Raw genomic sequence first — 19,647 nt, 5'->3', positions numbered from 1 at the left:
ACAAAGTCCACACATCATCCGGCCCGAAACCGAAGTCGGCATCGGTGTTGGCGAACAGCCGCACCACATTCCGATGCGCAACCGCAACACCCTTCGGGCGACCCGTCGAGCCGGAGGTGTAGATCACGTACGCGACGCTGTCCGGAGTCAACGGCGCATTGCGGTCCGCATCGGTGATCGGTGCATCGTCGGCGTCTTCGATATTGCCGGTCTCGACGGCGAACCCGTCCACCACCACGGTCGGCAGGCCTTCGGGCACCGCGACCTCGACCGTCGAATCGACGATCACACTCGTCGGACGCGAATCCGACAACACATAAGCGATGCGATCAGCCGGATAGGTCGGGTCCACCGGCACATACCCCGCGCCCGTCTTCACCACAGCCAACAACGCGACAACCAGATCCAGCGACCGCGGCAGAATCACCGCAACCAGCGACTCCGGTCCCGCACCATCAGCGATCAGCCTGCGCGCCAACACATTCGCACGCCGATCCAACTCGGCATAGGTCAGGGCGTCGGCGCCGAACTTCGCCGCCGTGCGTTGCGGATGCGCCAGCGCGGCCGCATCGAACAGCCCGGCCAGGGTGGCGTCCGGCTCGGCGAACCGGCCTGCGCCACCGTCGACGCCCGAGGACACCCAGCGCTGCGACACATCGAGCCGCTCGGCCTCACCGAGCAGGTCGATATCGCCGAGGATGATCGCCGGGTCTTCGGCAACGCTCTGCAGGATTCGCACCAGGCGGTCGGCGAACGAGGCCACCGTCTCCGGATCGAAGAGCTCGGTCGCGTAGTTCCAGGACAGGTTCAGCGCGCCGTCGGCCGCCTCGCCCACGGTCAGCTGCACGTCGAACTTCGCAGTGCCCGCATCGAATTCGACCACGTCGAGTTCGAGCCCGGGCAGCGTGACGGTGCCCATCTCGGCGGCCGAGGCCGCCTCGAAAGTCAGCGCGACCTGGAACAGCGGGTGATGCGCCTGTGAGCGAGCCGGGCTGATGACATCGACGAGCCGCTCGAAGGGCACGTCCGCGTTGGCGAAGGCCGTGAGGTCGGTGCGACGCACCTGCTCGAGCAGGCCGCTGAACTTCGCGCCCGGGTCGACCTCGTTGCGCAGCACCAGCGTGTTGACGAACATGCCGACCAGGTCGTCGAGCGCGCGTTCGCCACGTCCGGCGATCGGGGTGCCGATGGCGATGTCGGTGCTGTTGGACAGCCGGGCCGCCCAGGCGGCGAGCGCGGCGTGCACCACCATGAACAGGGTGGCGCCGTGGGCACGGCCCACCTCCGTCAATGCCGTGTGCAGCTCGGCGTCGACCGAGAAGTTGTGCATGCCACCGGCATTGGTGGCGATCTCCGGCCGCGGCCGGTCGGCGGGCAGCTCGATCTGATCGGGCAGATCACGCAATTGCTCGGTCCAGTAGGCAATCTGGGCGGCCGCGACCGACTCCGGATCGTCCGCACTGCCGAGCACCTCGCGCTGCCACAGCGCGTAGTCGGCGTATTGCACCTCGAGCGGGGCCCAGACGGGGGCCTCGCCCCTGGTCCGCTCGCTGTAGGCCACCACTACATCGCGCAGCAGCGGACGCAGCGAGAATCCGTCGGCGCTGATGTGATGCATGACGAACACGACGACGTGGTTGCGCGCATCCAGCGACAGCAACGCGGCCCGGAACGGAATCGCGCTGGTCACATCGAAGTGCACACTTGCGAGCTCGACGATGCGCGCGGGCAGCGCTGCAGCCGTCACCGGCTCGGGTGCGAGTTCGAAACGCACCTCGTCGACGGTCAGGATGCGCTGGTAGCCGGTGCCCTCCACCTCGGGGTACACGGTGCGCAGCGCCTCGTGGCGCGCCAGCACGTCGGCGATGGCGGCGTTGAGTGCGCCGGTGTCCAACGCGCCGGTCAGCCGGATGGCCACCGGGATGTTGTTGACGGCCGTGCGATTGTCGAAGCGGTTGAGGAACCACATGCGCTGCTGCGCGAGCGAAAGCGGAACCAGCTCGGGCCGCGGCTGCGCCACCAGCGGCGCCCGGCCGCCTTGTCCGGCAGCCGATTCCACCCGCGAAGCCAGCGCGGCGACATTGGATGCCTCGAACAGCACGCGCACCGGGATCTGCGCGTCCAGCGCCTCGCCCAGTCGGGCCGCCACCTGGGTGGCGACCAGCGAGTTGCCGCCGAGGTCGAAGAAGTCGTCGTCGAGGCCGACGCGGTCGAGGCCGAGGACCTCGGCGAAGGTGCTCGCGACGATCTCCTGCACCGGCGTGCTCGGCGCGCGGAACACCTTGGCCGCGAACGTCGGCGCGGGCAGCGCCTTACGATCCAGCTTGCCGGAAGCATTGAGCGGGAACGCGTCGAGGACCAGATAGGCCGACGGGACCATGTAGGCGGGCAGCCGCCCGCCGAGCGCGATCTTCACCGCGTCGATGTCCACGGTCTCGCGTGCGGCGGCGATGAGGTAGGCGACCAGCTGATCGCCGGTCCGCTCGTCGGTGCGCACCAGCACAACGGCCTGTGCGATGTTCGGCAGCGCCGTGAGCTCCGATTCGATCTCGCCGAGCTCGATGCGCAGACCACGCAGCTTCACCTGGAAGTCGGTGCGGCCCAGGTACTCCAGCTCACCGCCGGCGGTCCAGGCCACCAGGTCACCGGTGCGATACATGCGTTCGGCCGTGCCGAACGGGTCGGCGAGGAAACGCTCGGTGGTCAGGTCCGGGCGTGCCACATACCCGTGCGCCAGCTGCGCGCCCGCCAGGTACAGCTCGCCGGGAACACCGACCGGAACCGGTTGCAGCCGCGAATCCAGCACGTAGACCCGGGTGTTGAACACCGGGGCACCGATTGGCACCGACGTGGTGTCGGCGTCGGTGACCTCGTGGAAGGTCACGTCGACGGCGGCCTCGGTCGGGCCGTAGAGGTTGTGCAGCCTGGCGCCGGTCAGCTCACGCAACCGCTGCGCGGTCACCGCGGGCAACGCCTCACCGGAGGCGAAAACATTACGCAGGCTTGTGCATTCGGCTGCACGCGCCTCGGCGACAAATACCGAGAGCATCGACGGCACGAAGTGCACCGTGGTGATCTGCTCGTCGGTGATCAGCTGGGCGAGGTAGGCCGGATCGCGGTGGCCGTCCGGCTTCGCGATGACAAGGCGCGCACCGACCTGCAACGGCCAGAAGAATTCCCACACCGACACGTCGAAGGTGGCGGGCGTCTTCTGCGCCACCACATCATCGGCGGCGAGACCGTATTCGGCATGCATCCACACCAGCCGGTTGACGATCGCCGCGTGCGAGACCGCAACACCCTTGGGGCGTCCGGTCGAACCGGAAGTGAAGATGACGTACGCGGTGTTGGCCGGCCGCAGCGGCCGGTGCCGATCCGCGTCGGTCAGCGGCTCGGCGGAGAAGCCGGACAGATCGAGCTCATCGATCCGAACCTGCTGCGAGACAGTGGTTTCCAGATCCGTGCCCGAGGTGAGCACGCACACCGGGCGCGCGGTGTCGAGGATGTAATCGATGCGCTCGGCCGGATGATCCGGATCCAGCGGCACGTACGCACCACCGGCGGCGTTGATCGCGTACATGCCGACGACAAGATCGATGGAGCGCCGCATGCCGAGTGCCACATACGATTCCGGGCCGACACCGTTGAGCTTGAGCCAGCGCGCCAGCTGGTGCACCCGCTCGGCGAACTCGGCGTAGGACAGACTTGTCCCCTCGAACGTGACGGCGTATTCGTCGGGCGTCCGCGCCACCTGGGCTTCGAACAGCGAGACCAGCGTCGCGGCCGCATCGCCCACCGGCGAGGTCAGCGCCGCGTCGACCGCGAATTCGGTGGCGTTCCACTGCTCGAGCACGAGCGAGCGCTCGGACGGATCGAGCACCTCGATATCGCCGACCGTGATCGACGGTTCGCCGGCGACGCTGCGCAGCACCCGAACGAAGCGCTCGGCAAAGGTATTCGCGAACGCGGCATCGAAAAGGTCGGTGGCGTAGACCAGTTCCGCGTCCATCTCGGCGCTGCCGCCGGGCACCTCGCTCAGCGTGAGCTGCATGTCGAACTTGGCCGACGGCGCGTCGATACCCAGCTCGGACACCGTGAGGCCGGGCAGTTCCAGCGAGGTGCGACCGAGATTCTGGAAGGTCAACATCACCTGGAACAACGGGTGGCGAGCCTGCGAGCGGGCCGGGTTGAGCACCTCGACCAGCCGCTCGAACGGCACGTCCGTATGCGCGAAGGCCTGCAGGTCCCGCTCACGCACCTGGGCGAGCAGATCGGCGAACGAGGCCGTCGAATCAACCTGCGCGCGCAGCACGAGGGTGTTCACGAACATGCCGACCAGGTCGTCGAGCGCCTGGTCGCCACGACCTGCCACCGGGATGCCGATGGCGATGTCGTCGGATCCGCTCAGCCGCGCGAGCAATGCGGCAAAGGCGCTGTGCACCACCATGAACAGCGTGGTGCCGTGCGCGTGCGCGACCCGGTTCAGCTCGTCGATCAGTTCGCCCGGCACCCGGAAGCGGTGCGTGCCCGCCTGGTAGGAGGCGACGGCAGGACGCGGCCGACCGGCCAGGCGCAGCTCGTCGGGCAGACCGGCCAGCGCACCGCGCCAGTAGTCGAGCTGCTCGGAGATCAGCGAGGTGGGATCGTCTTCGGATCCCAGCGTTTCACGCTGCCACAGCGCGAAGTCGATGTACTGCACCGCGAGCGGCGGCCAGCCGGGCTCAGCGGCAGAGGTACGCGCCACGTAGGCGGTCATCAGGTCGCGGACGAGCGGGCGGATCGAGAAACCGTCGGAGGCGATGTGATGCACGACCACGACGAGCACGTAGTCCTGCTCGCCGAGCTGATAGGCCCGCAATCGCACCGGTGCCTGAGCGGTCACGTCGAACCCGCGACCGACGAATTCGTGCAGTGCGCCGACCATCTCGCTCTCGTCGATCGAGACGACGTCGAGTTCCGGGACGGCCCGAGTGGACGGGAGCACGCGCTGGTAGGCGACACCGTCGTGCGAGGGGTAGATGGTACGCAGCGATTCGTGCCGCGCAACCACATCGGCGATCGCGCCACGCAGTGCGGGCAGATCCAGGGCGCCTTGCAGCCGGACCCCCACCGGAATGTTGTTGGCGGCCGAGTCGGCATCGAAGCGGTTGAGGAACCACACCCGCTGCTGTGCCAGTGACAACGGCGGGTGTTCCGGACGGGTACGCGCAGTCAGCGGTTCACGGCCACCGGTCCCCGCGTGCGATTCCACCCGGGCCGCGAGCCCGGCGACGGTCGACGCCTCGAACAGCACCCGGACACCGATCTCGGCGTTCAGCGCCGCACCGATCCGAGCGATGACCTGGGTGGCGACCAGCGAGTTGCCGCCGAGCTCGAAAAAGTCGTCGTCGACGCCCACACGGGCGACACCGAGTAGATCGGCGAAGACGTCGGCGACGATCTCCTCGATCGGCGTGGACGGCGCACGGAAACGCTTGGCCTCGAAGACCGGCGCGGGCAATGCCTTTCGATCCAGCTTGCCACTGGCATTGACCGGGAACTCGGCCAGCACGACCAGCGCCGCGGGGATCATGTACCCGGGCAACGACGTGGCCAGCGCGGCCTTTGCCGCATCGATATCTACTGTGGTGTCCGGTTCGGCGACAACGTAACCGACCAGCTGATCACCCGCGTGCGCATCACTACGCACCAGCACCACCGACTGCGAGACGCCGGGGAGGGCGAGCAACGCGGCCTCGATCTCACCGAGCTCGATGCGCAGGCCGCGCAGCTTCACCTGGAAGTCGGTGCGGCCCAGGTACTCCAGCTCCGCATTCGCGGTCCACTTGACCAAGTCGCCGGTGCGGTACATCCGCTCACCGGGCGCGCCATACGGGTTGGCGACAAATCGGTCCGCCGTCAGCTCCGGACGTCCCAGGTAGCCGCGAGCCAGCTGAACACCCGCCAGATAGAGCTCACCCGCGACACCTACGGCGACCGGATGCAGCCTGGCGTCCAGCACCAGCGTGCGGGTGTTCCACACGGGGGCACCCATCGGTACGGACACGGTGTCCGCGTCGGTCACCTCGTGGAAGGTGACCTCGACCGCGGCCTCGGTCGGGCCGTACAGGTTGTGCAACCGTGCGCCGGTGAGTTCGCGCATCCGCTGCGCAGTCACCACCGGCAATGCCTCACCAGAGGCGAACACCTGCCGCAGGGTCGGCACGTCCCCCTGGTCCGCGACGAAAACGGCCATCATCGACGGCACGAAGTGTGCGGAGGTGATCCCCTCGCGCCGAATGAGATCGGCAATGTAGGCCGGGTCCTGATGGCCGTCCGGGCGAGCCACCACCAGTCGAGCGCCGACCTGCAACGGCCAGAAGAACTCCGGCACCGAGACATCGAACGTCAGCGGGGTCTTCTGCAGCACCGCATCGGTGTGGTCGAGCGGGACCCGCGCCGATTGCAGCCACAGCAGCCGGTTCACCACCGAACCGTGGCTCACCGCCACGCCCTTGGGACGGCCGGTGGAACCCGACGTGAAGATCACATACGCCGTGTTCGCCAGCCGAACCGGTTGCGCCCGTTCGGAATCGGCGATCGGCACGGTGTCGAACCCATCCAGCTCGAGCGTATCGATGGCCAGCACCGGCGCCAGCTCGGTGGCGAAACCATCGCGCTCGGTGGTGAGGACCGCTACCGGACGGGCGGTGTCGAGCACATAACCGATCCGGTCGGCAGGCTGATCGGGATCGAGCGGAACATATCCCGCGCCCGCCTCCAGCACCGCGTAAATCGCGACGACCAAATCGACCGAACGCCGGATCGCCAATGCCACCAGCGATTCGGTGCCGACACCATCGGCCATCAGCTTGCGCGCCAAACGACGTGCTCTGCCCGCGAATTCGGCGTAGGTCAGCTGCTCGCCCTCGAAAACCAGTGCGACGGCATCCGGGGTGCGCCGAACCTGGTTCTCGAACAGGGAGACAAGCGTTTCGGCGGGCACCGCGTGTGCGGTGTCGTTCCAATCCACCAACACCTGCGCGCGCTCCTGCGGCGAGAGCAGGTCGATATCGCCGACCGGCACTTCCGGATCGACGATAGCGGCGGCGAGAATACGATCGAGCTGCCTGGCGAAGCCTGCCACGGTCGCCTCGTCGAAAAGGTCGAGCGCATAAGAGAACTCGGCCGACATACCGGCGGCGGCACCCTGGTCGTCCTGGGTTTCCGACAGCGTCAGCATCAGATCGAACTTCGCCAGCTGCGCGTCGTAGTCGATGCCGTTGACCGAAAGACCCGGCAGCTGCAGGGTCGCCTGCTTGATGTTCTGGAACGCCAGCATCACCTGGAACAGCGGGTGGCGCGCCTGCGAACGGGCCGGGTTGAGCACCTCGACGAGTCGTTCGAACGGTACATCCGAGTGCGCAAAGGCGTGCAGGTCGGTTTCCCTGGCCTTGGCAAGCTGGTCAGCGAAACTGGTTGCGCCGTCGACGTTCGTCCGCAACACGAGCGTGTTGACGAACATACCGATCAGGTCGTCGAGCGCGGCCTCACCGCGGCCTGCCACCGGGGTGCCGATGGCGATATCGGAGGTTCCGCTGGCCCGGGCGAGCAGTACGGCGAGCGCACTGTGCATGACCATGAACAACGACGAGTTGTAGCGGCGGCCCAGTTCGACCAGTGCACGCTGGGTCTCACCGGAGATCACGAACGCGTAGGTACCGCCTCGATAGGACGCGGCGGCCGGACGCGGATGATCCCACGGCAGCACCAATTCGTCGGGCAGGTCGGCGAGTTCGCGCTGCCAGTAACCGATCTGGGTGGAGATCAGCGAGTTCGGATCGGTCTCCGACCCGAGCACCTCGCGCTGCCACAACGCGTAATCCGCGTACTGGACCGGCAATTCGGCCCAGGTCGGCGCCTCCCACGAGGTGCGGGCGGCGTAGGCGACGATGACATCGCGCGACAGCGGAGCCATCGACCAACCGTCGGCCGAGATGTGGTGCACCACCATGCCGAGCACGTACTCGGTCTCGCTGATCTCGAACAAGCGGGCGTGCAACGGCACTTCGCTGGTGACGTCGAAGGCCATCGACGCGAGGTCGATCAGGTGCTGGACCAGCGTCTCCTCGGTGACCCGGTAGGGCGTCAGGTCAGGAACGATCTGCGCCGCGTCCAGAACCACCTGTACCGGGCCGCTGTTGGTCTCCGGGAATACGGTCCGCAGCGACTCGTGCCGGTCGATCACGTCGATGACGGCAACCTGCAGCGCCGCCACGTCCAGCTCACCGGACAGCCGGATCGCCATCGGCATGTTGTTGACCGCGGACTGCGTGTCGAACCGGTTCAGGAACCACATGCGCTGCTGAGCGAGGGAGAGCGGAATCTCTTCCGGCCGTTCCCGAACCACCAGCGCCTTGCCTGCACCGTCACCGGCCTGCGACTCCACGCGGGCGGCGAGCGCGGCCACCGTGGGGGCCTCGAACAGCATCCGAACCGGCACGCGGGTATCGAGGGCGTTGCCGACGCGGGAGACAACCTGGGTGGCGATCAGCGAGTTGCCGCCGAGGTCGAAGAAATCGTCGTCCACACCCACGCGAGGCAGGTCGAGCACCTCGCCGAACACCTGCGCGACGATCTCCTCGATCGGCGTGCTCGGCGCGCGGAAGGCACGGACCTCGAATACCGGCGCGGGCAGTGCCCGCCGGTCCAGCTTGCCGTTCGGGCCGAGCGGAATGGCATCGATCGGCACGATGACGGCGGGCACCATGTACGACGGCAGTCGAGCGGCGAGATGGGCGCGCAGGGACACATCGAATGCCGCGCGGTCCTCTGCACTGCCATCGACGGGCACGACATAACCGACGAGCTGATCACCGAGCCGGTTGTCCGAACGCACCAGTGCCACCGACTGGGAGACCTCGGGGTAGGACCGCAGTGCGGACTCGACCTCACCGAGCTCGACGCGGACACCACGCAGCTTCACCTGGAAGTCGGTGCGGCCGATGTATTCGATGACACCGTCGGCGTCGCGCTTCACCAGGTCACCGGTGCGGTACATGCGCGTTCCATCGGGACCGAATGGGTTCACGACGAAGCGATCCGCCGTCATATCCGCCCGGCCGAGGTACCCGCGGGCCAACTGCACGCCCGCAAGGTAGAGCTCTCCCGCAACGCCGGGGGGCACCGGGTGCAGTCGCGAATCCAGCACGTAGGCCTGGGTGTTCCAGACCGGGCGGCCGATCGGGACCGCGCCGTGCACCTCATCGCCTGCGATCGCATGCGTGGCGTTGACGGTGAACTCGGTGGGGCCGTACAGGTTGACCAGCACCACATCGGGGACGCCGAGCCGGCGGAACGCATCCACCGCATCGCTGGTGAACGCCTCACCACCGACGAGCAGGGTCCGCAGCGAGGTCAACGCATCGGCATCGACGCTGGTGGCGAACACCGTCAGCAGCGAAGGCACGAACGAAGCGATCGTCACCCCGTCCGCGGCGATGACGTCGGCAAGGTACTGGGCATCGCGATGACCGTCGGGCATCGCGATGACCGTCCGGGCGCCGGTGGCCAACGGCGCCAGCGGCTCCCACACCGAGGCGTCGAAGGTCGACGGCGTCTTGAACAACGCAACGTCGTCGGCATTGATACCGAATTCCGTTATGAGCCAGCGCATCTGGTGCATCAGCGCGGCGTGCGACACCCCGACGCCCTTCGGGCGACCGGTGGAGCCGGAGGTGAAGATCGCGTAGGCCAGGTGCTCGGGCCGCAGCGGCGCGGTGCGCTCGCCGTCGGTCAGCGGGCCATCGGCATACTCGGACAGCTCGATGTGATCGATCACCAGGACCGGCAGCCCCTCGGGCCGGTACAAATCCCGTGAGGTGGTCAGCACTACCGCGGGCGCGGCGGTATCGACGATGTGGGTGATGCGTTCGGCCGGCTGATCGAGGTCGAGCGGCACATAGGTGCCACCGGCCTCGAGTACGGCATGGATCGCGGCCATCAGGTCGATCGAACGCCGGATCCCCAGCGCCACCGGAACGTCGGGGCCGACACCGGCCTCGATCAGGCGGCGGGCCAGCCGGTGCACCCGGGCCCCGAATTCGGCGTAGGTCAGCGATTCACCAACGGGCGACGCCGGATTGTCCAGGGCGCCTTCGGCGGAACGGTCTACCACGGCGATCGCATCGGGGGTCGCCGCCGTCTGGGCATTGACCAGGTCGACGATCGTTGCCGCCGTATCGATCTCGTGTACGGTGCCGTGCCAGTCGGCCAGCGACAGCTGGGATTCGTGCTCGTCGAGCAACTCGATATCGCCGACGACCGCCGCAGGCTCGACAATGATCTGCCGCAGGATCCGCAGCAGCCGATCGGCGAACGACGAGACCGTGTCGGCGTCGAACAGATCGGTGGCGTAGGAGACAACCACCGACACACCGTCGGGTTCGCCCTGCGCGCCCCGCTGCTCGGTCATCGTCCACAGCAGGTCGAACTTCGCGATATGGACCTCGAGCTCTTCGGCCGAGACCGACAGATCCGGCAGTTCCAGGGTGCCGTGCGACATCTCCTGGAACGACAGCATCACCTGGAACAGCGGGTGCCGGGCCTGGGAACGGGTCGGGTTCAGTACGTCGACGAGTCGCTCGAACGGCACATCCGCGTGGGCGAAGGCCGCGAGGTCGGTTTCCCTTGTCCGCGCGAGCAATTCGGCGAACGAAAGCGCGGGCTCAACCTCCGAGCGCAGCACGAGGGTGTTGACGAACATGCCGATCAGGTCGTCGAGGGCCTGCTCGCCACGTCCGGCGATGGGGGTGCCGATGGCGATGTCGGTGGTGCCGGACAGTCGGGCGAGCAGCAGCGCGAGCGAGGCGTGCAGCACCATGAAGGGGGTCGCGCCCTGAGCGCGAGCCAGTCCGGTCAGCTGGGCGTGCAGTTCGGCGTCGATCTCGAAACCGAATTGGGCGCCACGGAAACTCTGCACCGGCGGGCGCTGCCGGTCGGTGGGCAGTTCGAGCTGATCGGGCAGCCCGGCGAGCGCACCCTGCCAGTAGGTGATCTCGCGGGCCGCCATGGAGTCGGGATCTGTTTCGGCGCCGAGCAATTCGCGCTGCCACAGGGAGTAATCGCGGTACTGCACCGGCAGCGGAGCCCAGGCAGGCGGCTCCCCGGCCGCGCGGGCCAGATAGGCGGTGGCGACATCGCGGGCCAGCGGCCCGAACGAAAAGCCGTCCGCCGCAATGTGATGCACGACGAACGCGAGGACGTAGTCCGCGGTGCCGTTACGCGAGCTGCCGGTGAGTTGATAGGCGCGCGCCCTGATGGGAAGCTCGCGGGAGACATCGAAGCCGGTGGACGCGAATTCGGTGAGCACGCCGAGGAGTTCGGACTCCTCGATCGGCTGCACGGTGAGGCCGAGGTCGATGTCCTCGATCGGCAGCACCTGCTGGTAGGCACTGTCGCCGAATTCGGGGAAGATCGTGCGCAGCGATTGCTGGCGGGCCAGCACATCGGTGAGCGCGGGGTGCAGCGCATCGACGTCGACGCGACCGCGCAACCGGACCACGAAGGGCAGGTTGTAGGTCGGCACCGTCGGATCGAACTGGTTGATGAACCACATCCGCTGCTGCGCCAGCGACAGCGGCACCCGATCGGGCAGCTGCTGGGCGACGAGCACCGGCCGCGAACCTTCGGTGGGCGTAGCGGTTTCGGCGCGAGCGGCGATGCCTGCCACGGTCGGCGTCTCGAACAGCGCACGCACACCCAGCTGGATGCCGAACGCCGCACCGATCCGCGACACCGCCTGGGTGGCGACCAGCGAGTTGCCGCCGAGGTCGAAGAAGTTGTCATCGATGCCGATCCGGTCCTGGCTCAGCACATCCGCGAAGATGCCGGCAACGACCTGTTCGGCCTGGGTGCGCGGGGCCCGGAATCCGGCGGCATCGGCGGTGAACACCGGCTCCGGCAGTGCCTTGCGGTCCAGCTTGCCGCTGGTGTTGAGCGGGAATGCCGCCAGCACCATGATCGCCGCAGGCACCATGTAGCTGGGCAGCTGTTCAGCGGCGAACCTGGTCAATTCGGTGGGCTCGATCGAATGACCGGGCGCGGGCACAACATACGCGACCAACTGCTGACCGGTCGCGGTATCCACAACGAGCACGGCGGCCTGGCTGACCGCGGGGTGGGCGAGCAGATCGGTTTCGATCTCACCGAGCTCGATGCGCTGGCCACGGAACTTCACCTGGAAGTCGGTGCGGCCGATGTATTCCAGCGTGCCGACGGAGTTCCAGCGCACCAGGTCGCCGGTGCGGTACATGCGGTCGCCGTGCAGACCGAACGGGTTGGCAACGAAGCGGTCGGAGGTCAGGTCGGCGCGGCCGCGGTAGCCGCGAGCCAGCTGACGTCCACCGAGATAGAGCTCGCCGGGTGCACCGATCGCGGCGGGCCGCAATCGCGAATCCAGTACGTAGACTTCGACATTCCACTCCGGAATGCCGATCGGCACCGTCACCGTGTCGGCGGCGGTGGCCTCCCAGTAGGTGACCGACACCGCGGCCTCGGTCGGCCCGTACAGGTTGTGCAGTCCGGCCGAGGTGATCGCGCGGAAGCCCGCGGCGGTCTCCGGCGGCAGCGCCTCACCGATCACGAAAACATTGCGCAGCGTGGCGCATTGGGCCGCGGTAGCGTGCGCGACGAAGACCGTCAGCATCGAGGGGACGAAGTCGGTCACCGTCACGCCGTGACGCTCGATCATGTCCGCGACATACAGCGGATCGCGATGCCCGTCCGGGGCCGCGATGAGCAGTTTCGCACCGATGAGCAACGGCAGGAAGTAGCCCCACAGCGACACGTCGAAGGTGGTCGCGGTCTTCTGCAGGTACACATCGTCGGCGGTCAGCCGATACTCGTCCAGCATCCACAACTGCTGGTTGACGATCGCGTGATGGGTGACCGCCACGCCCTTCGGGCGGCCGGTCGAGCCGGAGGTGTAGATGACGTAGGCGGTGTTGCCCGGGCGCAGCGGCGCGAGCCGATCCGAATCCGTCACCGGCGCATCGGAGTACGCGGCCACATCGAGGGTGTCGATCTCGACCCTGCGCACCGAATCGGGCAGGTCGAGCTTGTCACTGGACAGCGTGAGCACGCAGACCGGGTCCGCGCTGTCGAGGATGTAGGCGGTGCGATCGGCGGGATGGTCCGGGTCGATCGGGACGTACGCGCCACCGGCCTTCAACACCGCGTGCATGCCGATGACCAGCTCGAGCGAGCGGCGCATGCCGAGCGCGACGAGCGATTCCGGGCCGACGCCGTCGGCGATCAGGAACCGGGCGAGCCGGTTGACCCGCGCGGCGAACTCCGCGTACGTCAGCGTCGAGCCCTCGAAATCGAGCGCGACCTTGTCGGGAGTCAGTGGGATCTGCGCGTCGAGCAGGGCAGGCAGGGTGGTGTCCGGCAGCGGCTGCTCGGCGTCGTTCCACTCGTGCAGCGTGCGGGTGCGCTCGGCATCGGTGGTGGCCTGCAGGCTCCACACCTTCGCATCGGCGTCGGCGGCGAGGAACCTGTCGAAGAATTCGAGGAACCGCGCATGATGCTGCGTGGCTTCGGTTTCGGTGTAGAGGTTCGGGTTGGTCTCGAAGTCGATGTGCGAGCGGGTGCCCGCGACAGACTGGTAAAAATTGACGCCGAGGTCCTCGATACTGCCGGTGGAGAGCACATTCAGCTGGCTCACCATGTCACCGAACACGACCTCGTTGTGGAACAGCATGATATTGACCCACGGACCGAAGAACTCCGTGGTCACCACACCGTCACCGGCCGCATCGCGGCGGATGTCCTCATGCCGGTAACGCTGATGCCGCAGTGCCCCCGACACCTCTACCTGCACCTGCTTCAGCAACTCCGCCACCGTGGTGTCGAAGCCGACGCGCATGCGCAGCGGCACGATATTCGACGTCGCACCACCCGAGCGGCGCATCGCCGCGGTGGTTCGCGCGGTCACCGGCAGACTCAAGATCACTTCTTCGGCGCCGGTCCATTGCGCCAAGTACCCCGCGAACGCCGCGATCAGCAGACCCGCGGGCGAGTTGTCGTGCCGCGCCACCGCCGCGGCCAGCAGTGTGTCCTGCTCCTGCGACAGCACCGCGCTTGCCACATTGTTGAACGGGGCAGGCGGCGCCGAACGGCCGGCCAGGCTCGTCCCGTCCTCCAGACCCGCTACCCGCTGGGCCCAGTGCTCTTTGTCGGCCTGGAATCGAGTGCTGTCCCGGTAGGTGATCTCCTGCTCATACAGCGTTCGCAGGCTGTCGACCTTTGCGGGCGACGCAACCGTCCCGGTCACCGCCGCCGTGTACAACTCGGCGATCCGCTTCATATAGGTCATCGCGCCGAAGCCGTCGAGCACGATGTGATGAATCCTGGAGAACACGAACCACCGCTGGTCCTCCAGCTGCAATATGGCATTCCAGAACAGGCGATCGTTGACGATGTCCAGCGGACGGCTGTACTCCGCCCGCATCCATTCCGCAGCCACTGCCTGCGGGTCGTCGGCGTCGCGCAGGTCTAAATACCCGAACTCGGTCGACAGCGAGGTGTCGACCCCCTGCATCGGCTGACCGTCGCGCTCGATGATCCGCAACCAACCCGACTGCGACTCGTTCCCCGCGTCGACAGCGGCCTGCCACACCGCGCGGAGATCGAGATCACCGCGAAGCTCGAGGTACTGCGCGATATTGATCGGGACATGCGGGTCTACATGCTGCGCGTACCAGATGCCCAGCTGTGCGGGCGACAACGGGAAGTACTCCACAGCGGCCTGCGAAGTGCCCCCATTTGCGTCCTCAGTTTCGCCGTTTCCGCCGAAATCCAGCCGGTCCAACCGTAACCTCGCTTCTGGAACACCACGCAAGCGCTCCCCGACGACACCGGGACAGGACGCCCGCTTTTTCCAAGCGTGGCGCCTGCGTCACCGGGTTCAGTTCTCATATCAATCAGGCAAAAAGTCCATTGGCACTATCTGTCGAACAGGCCGATCTTGTTACATAGGCCCGACCGTGCCCGATACCCACCGACCGGCTTTGCCGGGAACTCCGCTGCTGATCACCGAGACAATCTACCGTCGCTCACCGCACCCGACCAACCAAGGTCCATAGCGATACCACATCACCCCAGGCAGTGGGCTCATCGCAAGTTTGCTAGCCCACTGTCGCCGTTCTCACACTCCTTGCGAAGAGGCGTAGCGCCGGTACACAGCCGGTCGGACCGACCTCGGCACACGGCGTCGAGAGATCACGGGACGGCGGATGAACGGTCCCGGGCCGGGTCGTAGAGATGCGACTGCGCGCAGGACAGGGAGCCAGTGAGGGCTCGGCCGACGAGGATGATCGCGGCCTGCCGGAGGTTCGCCGCTTCGACCTGGTCGGCGATGTCGGTGAGGGTGCCGCGCAGGATCAACTGCTGTGGCCGGCTCGCGCGGTACACCACCGCGGCCGGACAGTCGGCGCCGTAGTCGGCGACCAGTTCGGCCGCGAGTGTGCGGATCCTGGTGATGGCCAAATGCAGAACCACTGTCGCGCCGGTGCGGGCGAAGTTCGCCAAGGCCTCGGATTCGGGCATCGCCGTCGACCGGGCCTGGGTTCGGGTGAGCACGACCGATTGGACGAGTTCCGGGACGGTCAGTTCGGCACCGAGCAGGGCGGCCGCCGCAGCGTAGGCGGGAACGCCCGGGGTGACATCCCACGGGATGTGGTTGGCGTCGAGGCGGCGGGTCTGCTCGGTGAGCGCCGAGTAGATCGACGGGTCACCGGAGCACAGCCGGGCGACGTCCTTGCCGGATTCGTGCGCGCGGACCAGGTGGTCGGTGATCTGGTCGATATCCAGATGCTGGGTGTCGACCAGTTCGGTGTCGGGCGCGCAGTGCGCGAGCACCTCCGGGTCCAGATAGGTGCCCGCGTACAGGCAGACCGGTGAAGTCTGCAGCAGCCGCACGGCGCGCACCGTCAGGAGGTCGGCGGCGCCGGGTCCGGCCCCGATGAAGTGCACGGTCATGCGGCCGAGTCTAGGCAGCTTCCTCGGCCCTCATAACTCAGGCAGTCGCGTCGAAATGCGCGATGATTTTGGTCGGCCGGACCCGCACCACGAGCTCTCCCGGGACGCCGTTGCGCTTGCCGAATTCCTCGGCCCGGTCGGCGCCCATATAGCGACCGCCGATTTCGGTGGCGGTCCGGACGAGTTCGTCGAGGTCCTCGGACAGGGTGACGGTGCCCTGAATCTGGACCGAGCCGTAGGGCGACTCCTCGAGATCAACGCACACAGCGATCCTGGGATCGCGAGCGAAAGCCTTGCCCTTGGCCGAGCCCTTGCCGGTGTTGAACACCAGCTCCTCACCCTCGAGGACGAACCAGACCGGCGTCACCATCGGACGACCGTCAGCAGCGACAAACGCCACCTTCCCCGTCTTGGTGCCGTTGGACAGGAATTCGCGCACATCAAGATCCGACAGTGAGGCCATGAATCACACCTTAGAGCCCCTCCCTCCCCCGACCTCGCCGCCGTCCACGCACCCCGGGCTAGATCGCGCCCTGTTCGCGGGCGCGGGCTACTGCGGAGGTGCGGGAGCGGACGCCGAGTTTGGCGTAGATGTGCACGAGGTGGGACTTGACGGTGGTCTCGCTGAGGAACAACTCCTTGGCGATTTCACGATTGGATCGGCCGTCGGCCACGAGGCGCAGCACCTCGATCTCGCGTGGGCTCAGCGTGGTGTCGGCTCGGCGGACGCGGGTCATCAGTTTGGAGGCCACCGCGGGAGACAGCACACTCTCCCCGGCGGCCGCCGAACGGACCGCGGCGAGCAATTCGGTGGGCGGGGTGTCCTTCAGGATATAGCCGCAGGCACCCGCCTCGATGGCGCCGAGGATGTCGGCGTCGGTGTCATAGTTGGTGACTACCAGGACATTCGGCGGGGTGGGCAGGGCGCGCAGTTCGGTGGTCGCGTCGACACCGGAGCGGCCGCGGCCGAAGCTCAGATCCATCAGCACCAGGTCGACCGGTGTTGTCGTACAGAAGGCGACGGCCGCCTCGGCGGTGGGCGCCTCACCGACAACGGTGATTTCGTCGCCGCTCTCGAGCAGGGCGCGCAGTCCGGCGCGGACGATGGCGTGGTCGTCGGCCAGTAGCAGTCTGATCATGAGCGATCCCGCTGATCAGTCGAATCGGATTCGGCTGAATTCGGTAGGGATGCAGGGGAATTCGACTCGACAGAACTGGAATCGAGCGGGAACGAGGCCGTGACGGCGGTATGGCCGGGTTCGGACTCGACTGCCAGAGTGCCGCCCTGCTGCTCCACTCGGCTGCGCATAGCCGCAAGCCCGAAGGTTCCCGACGGGGCACGCTCCAGCACCGCGGGGTCGATCCCCATGCCGTCGTCGACCACGTCGAGATACACGTCGGTGTCGGCGTAGGTGAGGGTGAGCCGCATCCGGCTCGCGGCGGCATGGCGGACGACATTCGAGACAGCACCCTGGGCGATGCGCACCAGCGCGGCCTCGACAGGCATGGGCAGCCGTTCGGGGACGCCTTCGATCACCATCTGGGTGGTCAGCCCTGGCGCCTCGGCCCGCAGACAGATTCGTTCCAGCGCCTGGGCCAGTGACTGCCCCTCCAACGCGGCAGGCGTCAATTCCGCTATCAGCCTTCGGGTTTCGGCCAGGTTCTCCGCTGCCGTCTCTCTGGCAAGCCGAATCCGGTGCAGTGCAGGATGCTCCGGCGACGCCTGCTCCACCGCGTGCAGCAGCAGCTGGATACTGCTCAGCCCTTGCGCGACGGTGTCGTGGATCTCCTGCGCCAACCGTTCCCGCTCGGCCAGCTTGCCCGCGGTGCGCTCTTGATCCGCGAGAGTCGCTCGGGTGCTGAGCAATTCGTCGATCAGACGCTGACGGTCGGCGGACTCACGGAACAGCGCCTGATAGCCGAGCCCGATCCCCACCGCCACGGCCGCGCCGAGGATCGGGCCGATCACACCCGCCACCGACCAGCCACGGTGCAGCCCGAAACCAACCACCGCCACCACATCCGCGGTCGCCACCGCGAGCAGACTCCACGGACGTGGCAACAGGTGCAGATAGAGGAAGAACAGGCCGAAGGCGAGGTATCCGGCATCGGGCGCGACCACGACCAGGCCGAGCCACAGCACCGTGAGCGCCAGTAGCCAGAGCCGGATCGCCCGAGGACTGGAGCCGGGTAGCGCGCCCGCGAAGTAGGTCACCAGGAATACGACGGTCAGCGTGATCACCCCGGCCGGATGCGCGGCGCCCGGCAGCAGCGCCCGCACGGCGGTCAACACCGCCAACGCTGTCACCAGCACATGCAGCCCCAACCGCAGCGCGGTGAAGACAGGGGTGAGCGGCGACGAGTGCACGTTGCCAGCTTATGTGCGGCTACCGCAGCGGCATCCATCGAAAGGTGTAAAACATCGGCCAACGTTCGATCGGCCTGCACTCCATCGCGTGCGCGATGGCAACGGGACCGGCGCACAGCAGGGTGGAGGCATGTTCGTCGCACTCCGGGATCTGCGGGCCGCACGCGGCCGTTTCCTGCTCATCACGCTGGTCGTCACCTTGGTGGCGGTACTGGTGAGCTTCCTCAGTGGGCTCACGGCAGGGCTCGCGCACCAGAACATCTCGGCCATCGAGGCCATCTCCGCCGACGCCATCGTGTTCGCCGATACCGGGGCCGATCCCTCGTTCGATGCCTCCGCGCTGACCAGTCGACAGGTCGAGATCTGGCAGGCGGCCACTGGCCAGGGCGGCACCGTCGACCCGGTCGGCATCAGCCATGCCGAGGCGGCGGTGACCGGCCGTGGCGACGCCGAGTCCGCTCAAGTCGCCCTGTTCGGCGCCGCGGGAGCCGCTTTCGGCAACCGTGCCGCAATCGAGCCGGGCACGGTGGCGCTCAGCTCCGGCGCGGCCAAGGCTCTCGACGCACGAGCCGGTGACAATGTCACCCTCGGCACCGGAACCTTCACCGTGGCATCCGTCCGCGGCGACGACTGGTACAGCCACACTCCGGTGGTCTGGACGACGCTCGCGGACTGGCAGTCGGTGAGCCCGCGCGGCGGAGCCGCCACGGTCCTCGCGGTGTCCGGCATCCCGAATATGTCCGCTGTCGACACCGCTGCCCACACCAGCACAACCACCGTCTCCGGGTCCCTGTCGGCATTGAGCGCATACCAAGCCGAAAACGGTTCCCTGACCCTGATGACGGTGCTGTTGTTCGCCATCTCGGCCTTGGTCATCGGCGCCTTCTTCACCGTGTGGACGGTCCAGCGCGCTCCCGATATCGCGACATTGAAAGCACTCGGCGCGACATCCGGTTCCCTGGTTCGCGACGCACTCGCGCAGGCCGCGACAGTGCTCGCCGTCGGTGTCGCGATCGGCCTCGGAATCACCGTTGTCGCAGCCACATTCATGGGCGATGCACTGCCGTTCGTGCTCGCCCTCACCACCACCCTGCTACCTGCGGTGGCCCTGATCGCACTCGGCCTGCTCGGCGCCGCCTTCGCGCTGCGCTTCCTGTTCACCACCGACCCGCTCACCGCGCTCAACGCGGCGCGCTGACCCCACCGAGCCGCGAGACCTTGACCGACAACCTAGCCAACACCACCCACAAACCCTCCCA

6 protein-coding genes are annotated in these 19,647 nt (G+C 67.3%); 1 reads left to right on the top strand and 5 read right to left on the bottom strand.

The window, feature by feature from the left end:
* The 5 genes from ACLMAL_RS27210 to ACLMAL_RS27190 form a co-directional block, all read right to left on the bottom strand.
* A partial coding sequence (locus tag ACLMAL_RS27210; RefSeq protein WP_412001674.1) for a non-ribosomal peptide synthase/polyketide synthase occupies positions 1 to 14,851 on the bottom strand: 14,851 nt, incomplete at its 3' end.
* Between the two features lie 410 nt (positions 14,852 to 15,261).
* Positions 15,262 to 16,020, bottom strand: a complete 759-nt coding sequence (gene cobM, locus ACLMAL_RS27205) for a precorrin-4 C(11)-methyltransferase (protein ID WP_412001673.1) — start codon at positions 16,018 to 16,020, stop codon at positions 15,262 to 15,264.
* A gap of 37 nt (positions 16,021 to 16,057) precedes the next feature.
* Complete coding sequence (locus tag ACLMAL_RS27200; protein ID WP_412001672.1) at positions 16,058 to 16,483, bottom strand: PPOX class F420-dependent oxidoreductase; 426 nt, start codon at positions 16,481 to 16,483, stop codon at positions 16,058 to 16,060.
* Positions 16,484 to 16,541: 58 nt separating this feature from the next.
* A complete protein-coding gene (locus tag ACLMAL_RS27195) occupies positions 16,542 to 17,159 on the bottom strand; it encodes a response regulator (RefSeq protein WP_406233450.1) in 618 nt (205 codons plus the stop codon).
* The gene (locus ACLMAL_RS27190) at positions 17,156 to 18,388 is read right to left on the bottom strand and encodes a sensor histidine kinase (RefSeq protein WP_412001671.1); all 1,233 of its coding nucleotides are present in this window, start codon (positions 18,386 to 18,388) and stop codon (positions 17,156 to 17,158) included. The genes ACLMAL_RS27195 and ACLMAL_RS27190 overlap by 4 nt, the downstream gene beginning before the upstream one ends.
* Before the next feature lie 130 nt (positions 18,389 to 18,518).
* Between ACLMAL_RS27190 and ACLMAL_RS27185 the strand changes: the two genes are divergently transcribed.
* On the top strand, positions 18,519 to 19,586 hold the full coding sequence (locus ACLMAL_RS27185) for an ABC transporter permease (RefSeq protein ID WP_412001670.1): 1,068 nt from the start codon (positions 18,519 to 18,521) through the stop codon (positions 19,584 to 19,586).
* The last annotated feature ends 61 nt before the right edge of the window (positions 19,587 to 19,647 follow it).

The organism is Nocardia sp. CWNU-33 (genome assembly GCF_046764895.1).
GTDB lineage: Bacteria > Actinomycetota > Actinomycetes > Mycobacteriales > Mycobacteriaceae > Nocardia.
Note: the sequence above shows the minus strand (reverse complement) of the source record. Positions and strands in the feature narration are given on the sequence as shown.

What these genes read in the sequence shown, in the direction of transcription:
- cobM (WP_412001673.1), bottom strand. Translation starts at nt 16,020, where the DNA reads ATGACCGTGCACTTCATCGGGGCCGGACCCGGCGCCGCCGACCTCCTG.
- ACLMAL_RS27200 (WP_412001672.1), bottom strand. Translation starts at nt 16,483, where the DNA reads ATGGCCTCACTGTCGGATCTTGATGTGCGCGAATTCCTGTCCAACGGC.
- ACLMAL_RS27195 (WP_406233450.1), bottom strand. Translation starts at nt 17,159, where the DNA reads ATGATCAGACTGCTACTGGCCGACGACCACGCCATCGTCCGCGCCGGA.
- ACLMAL_RS27185 (WP_412001670.1), top strand. Translation starts at nt 18,519, where the DNA reads ATGTTCGTCGCACTCCGGGATCTGCGGGCCGCACGCGGCCGTTTCCTG.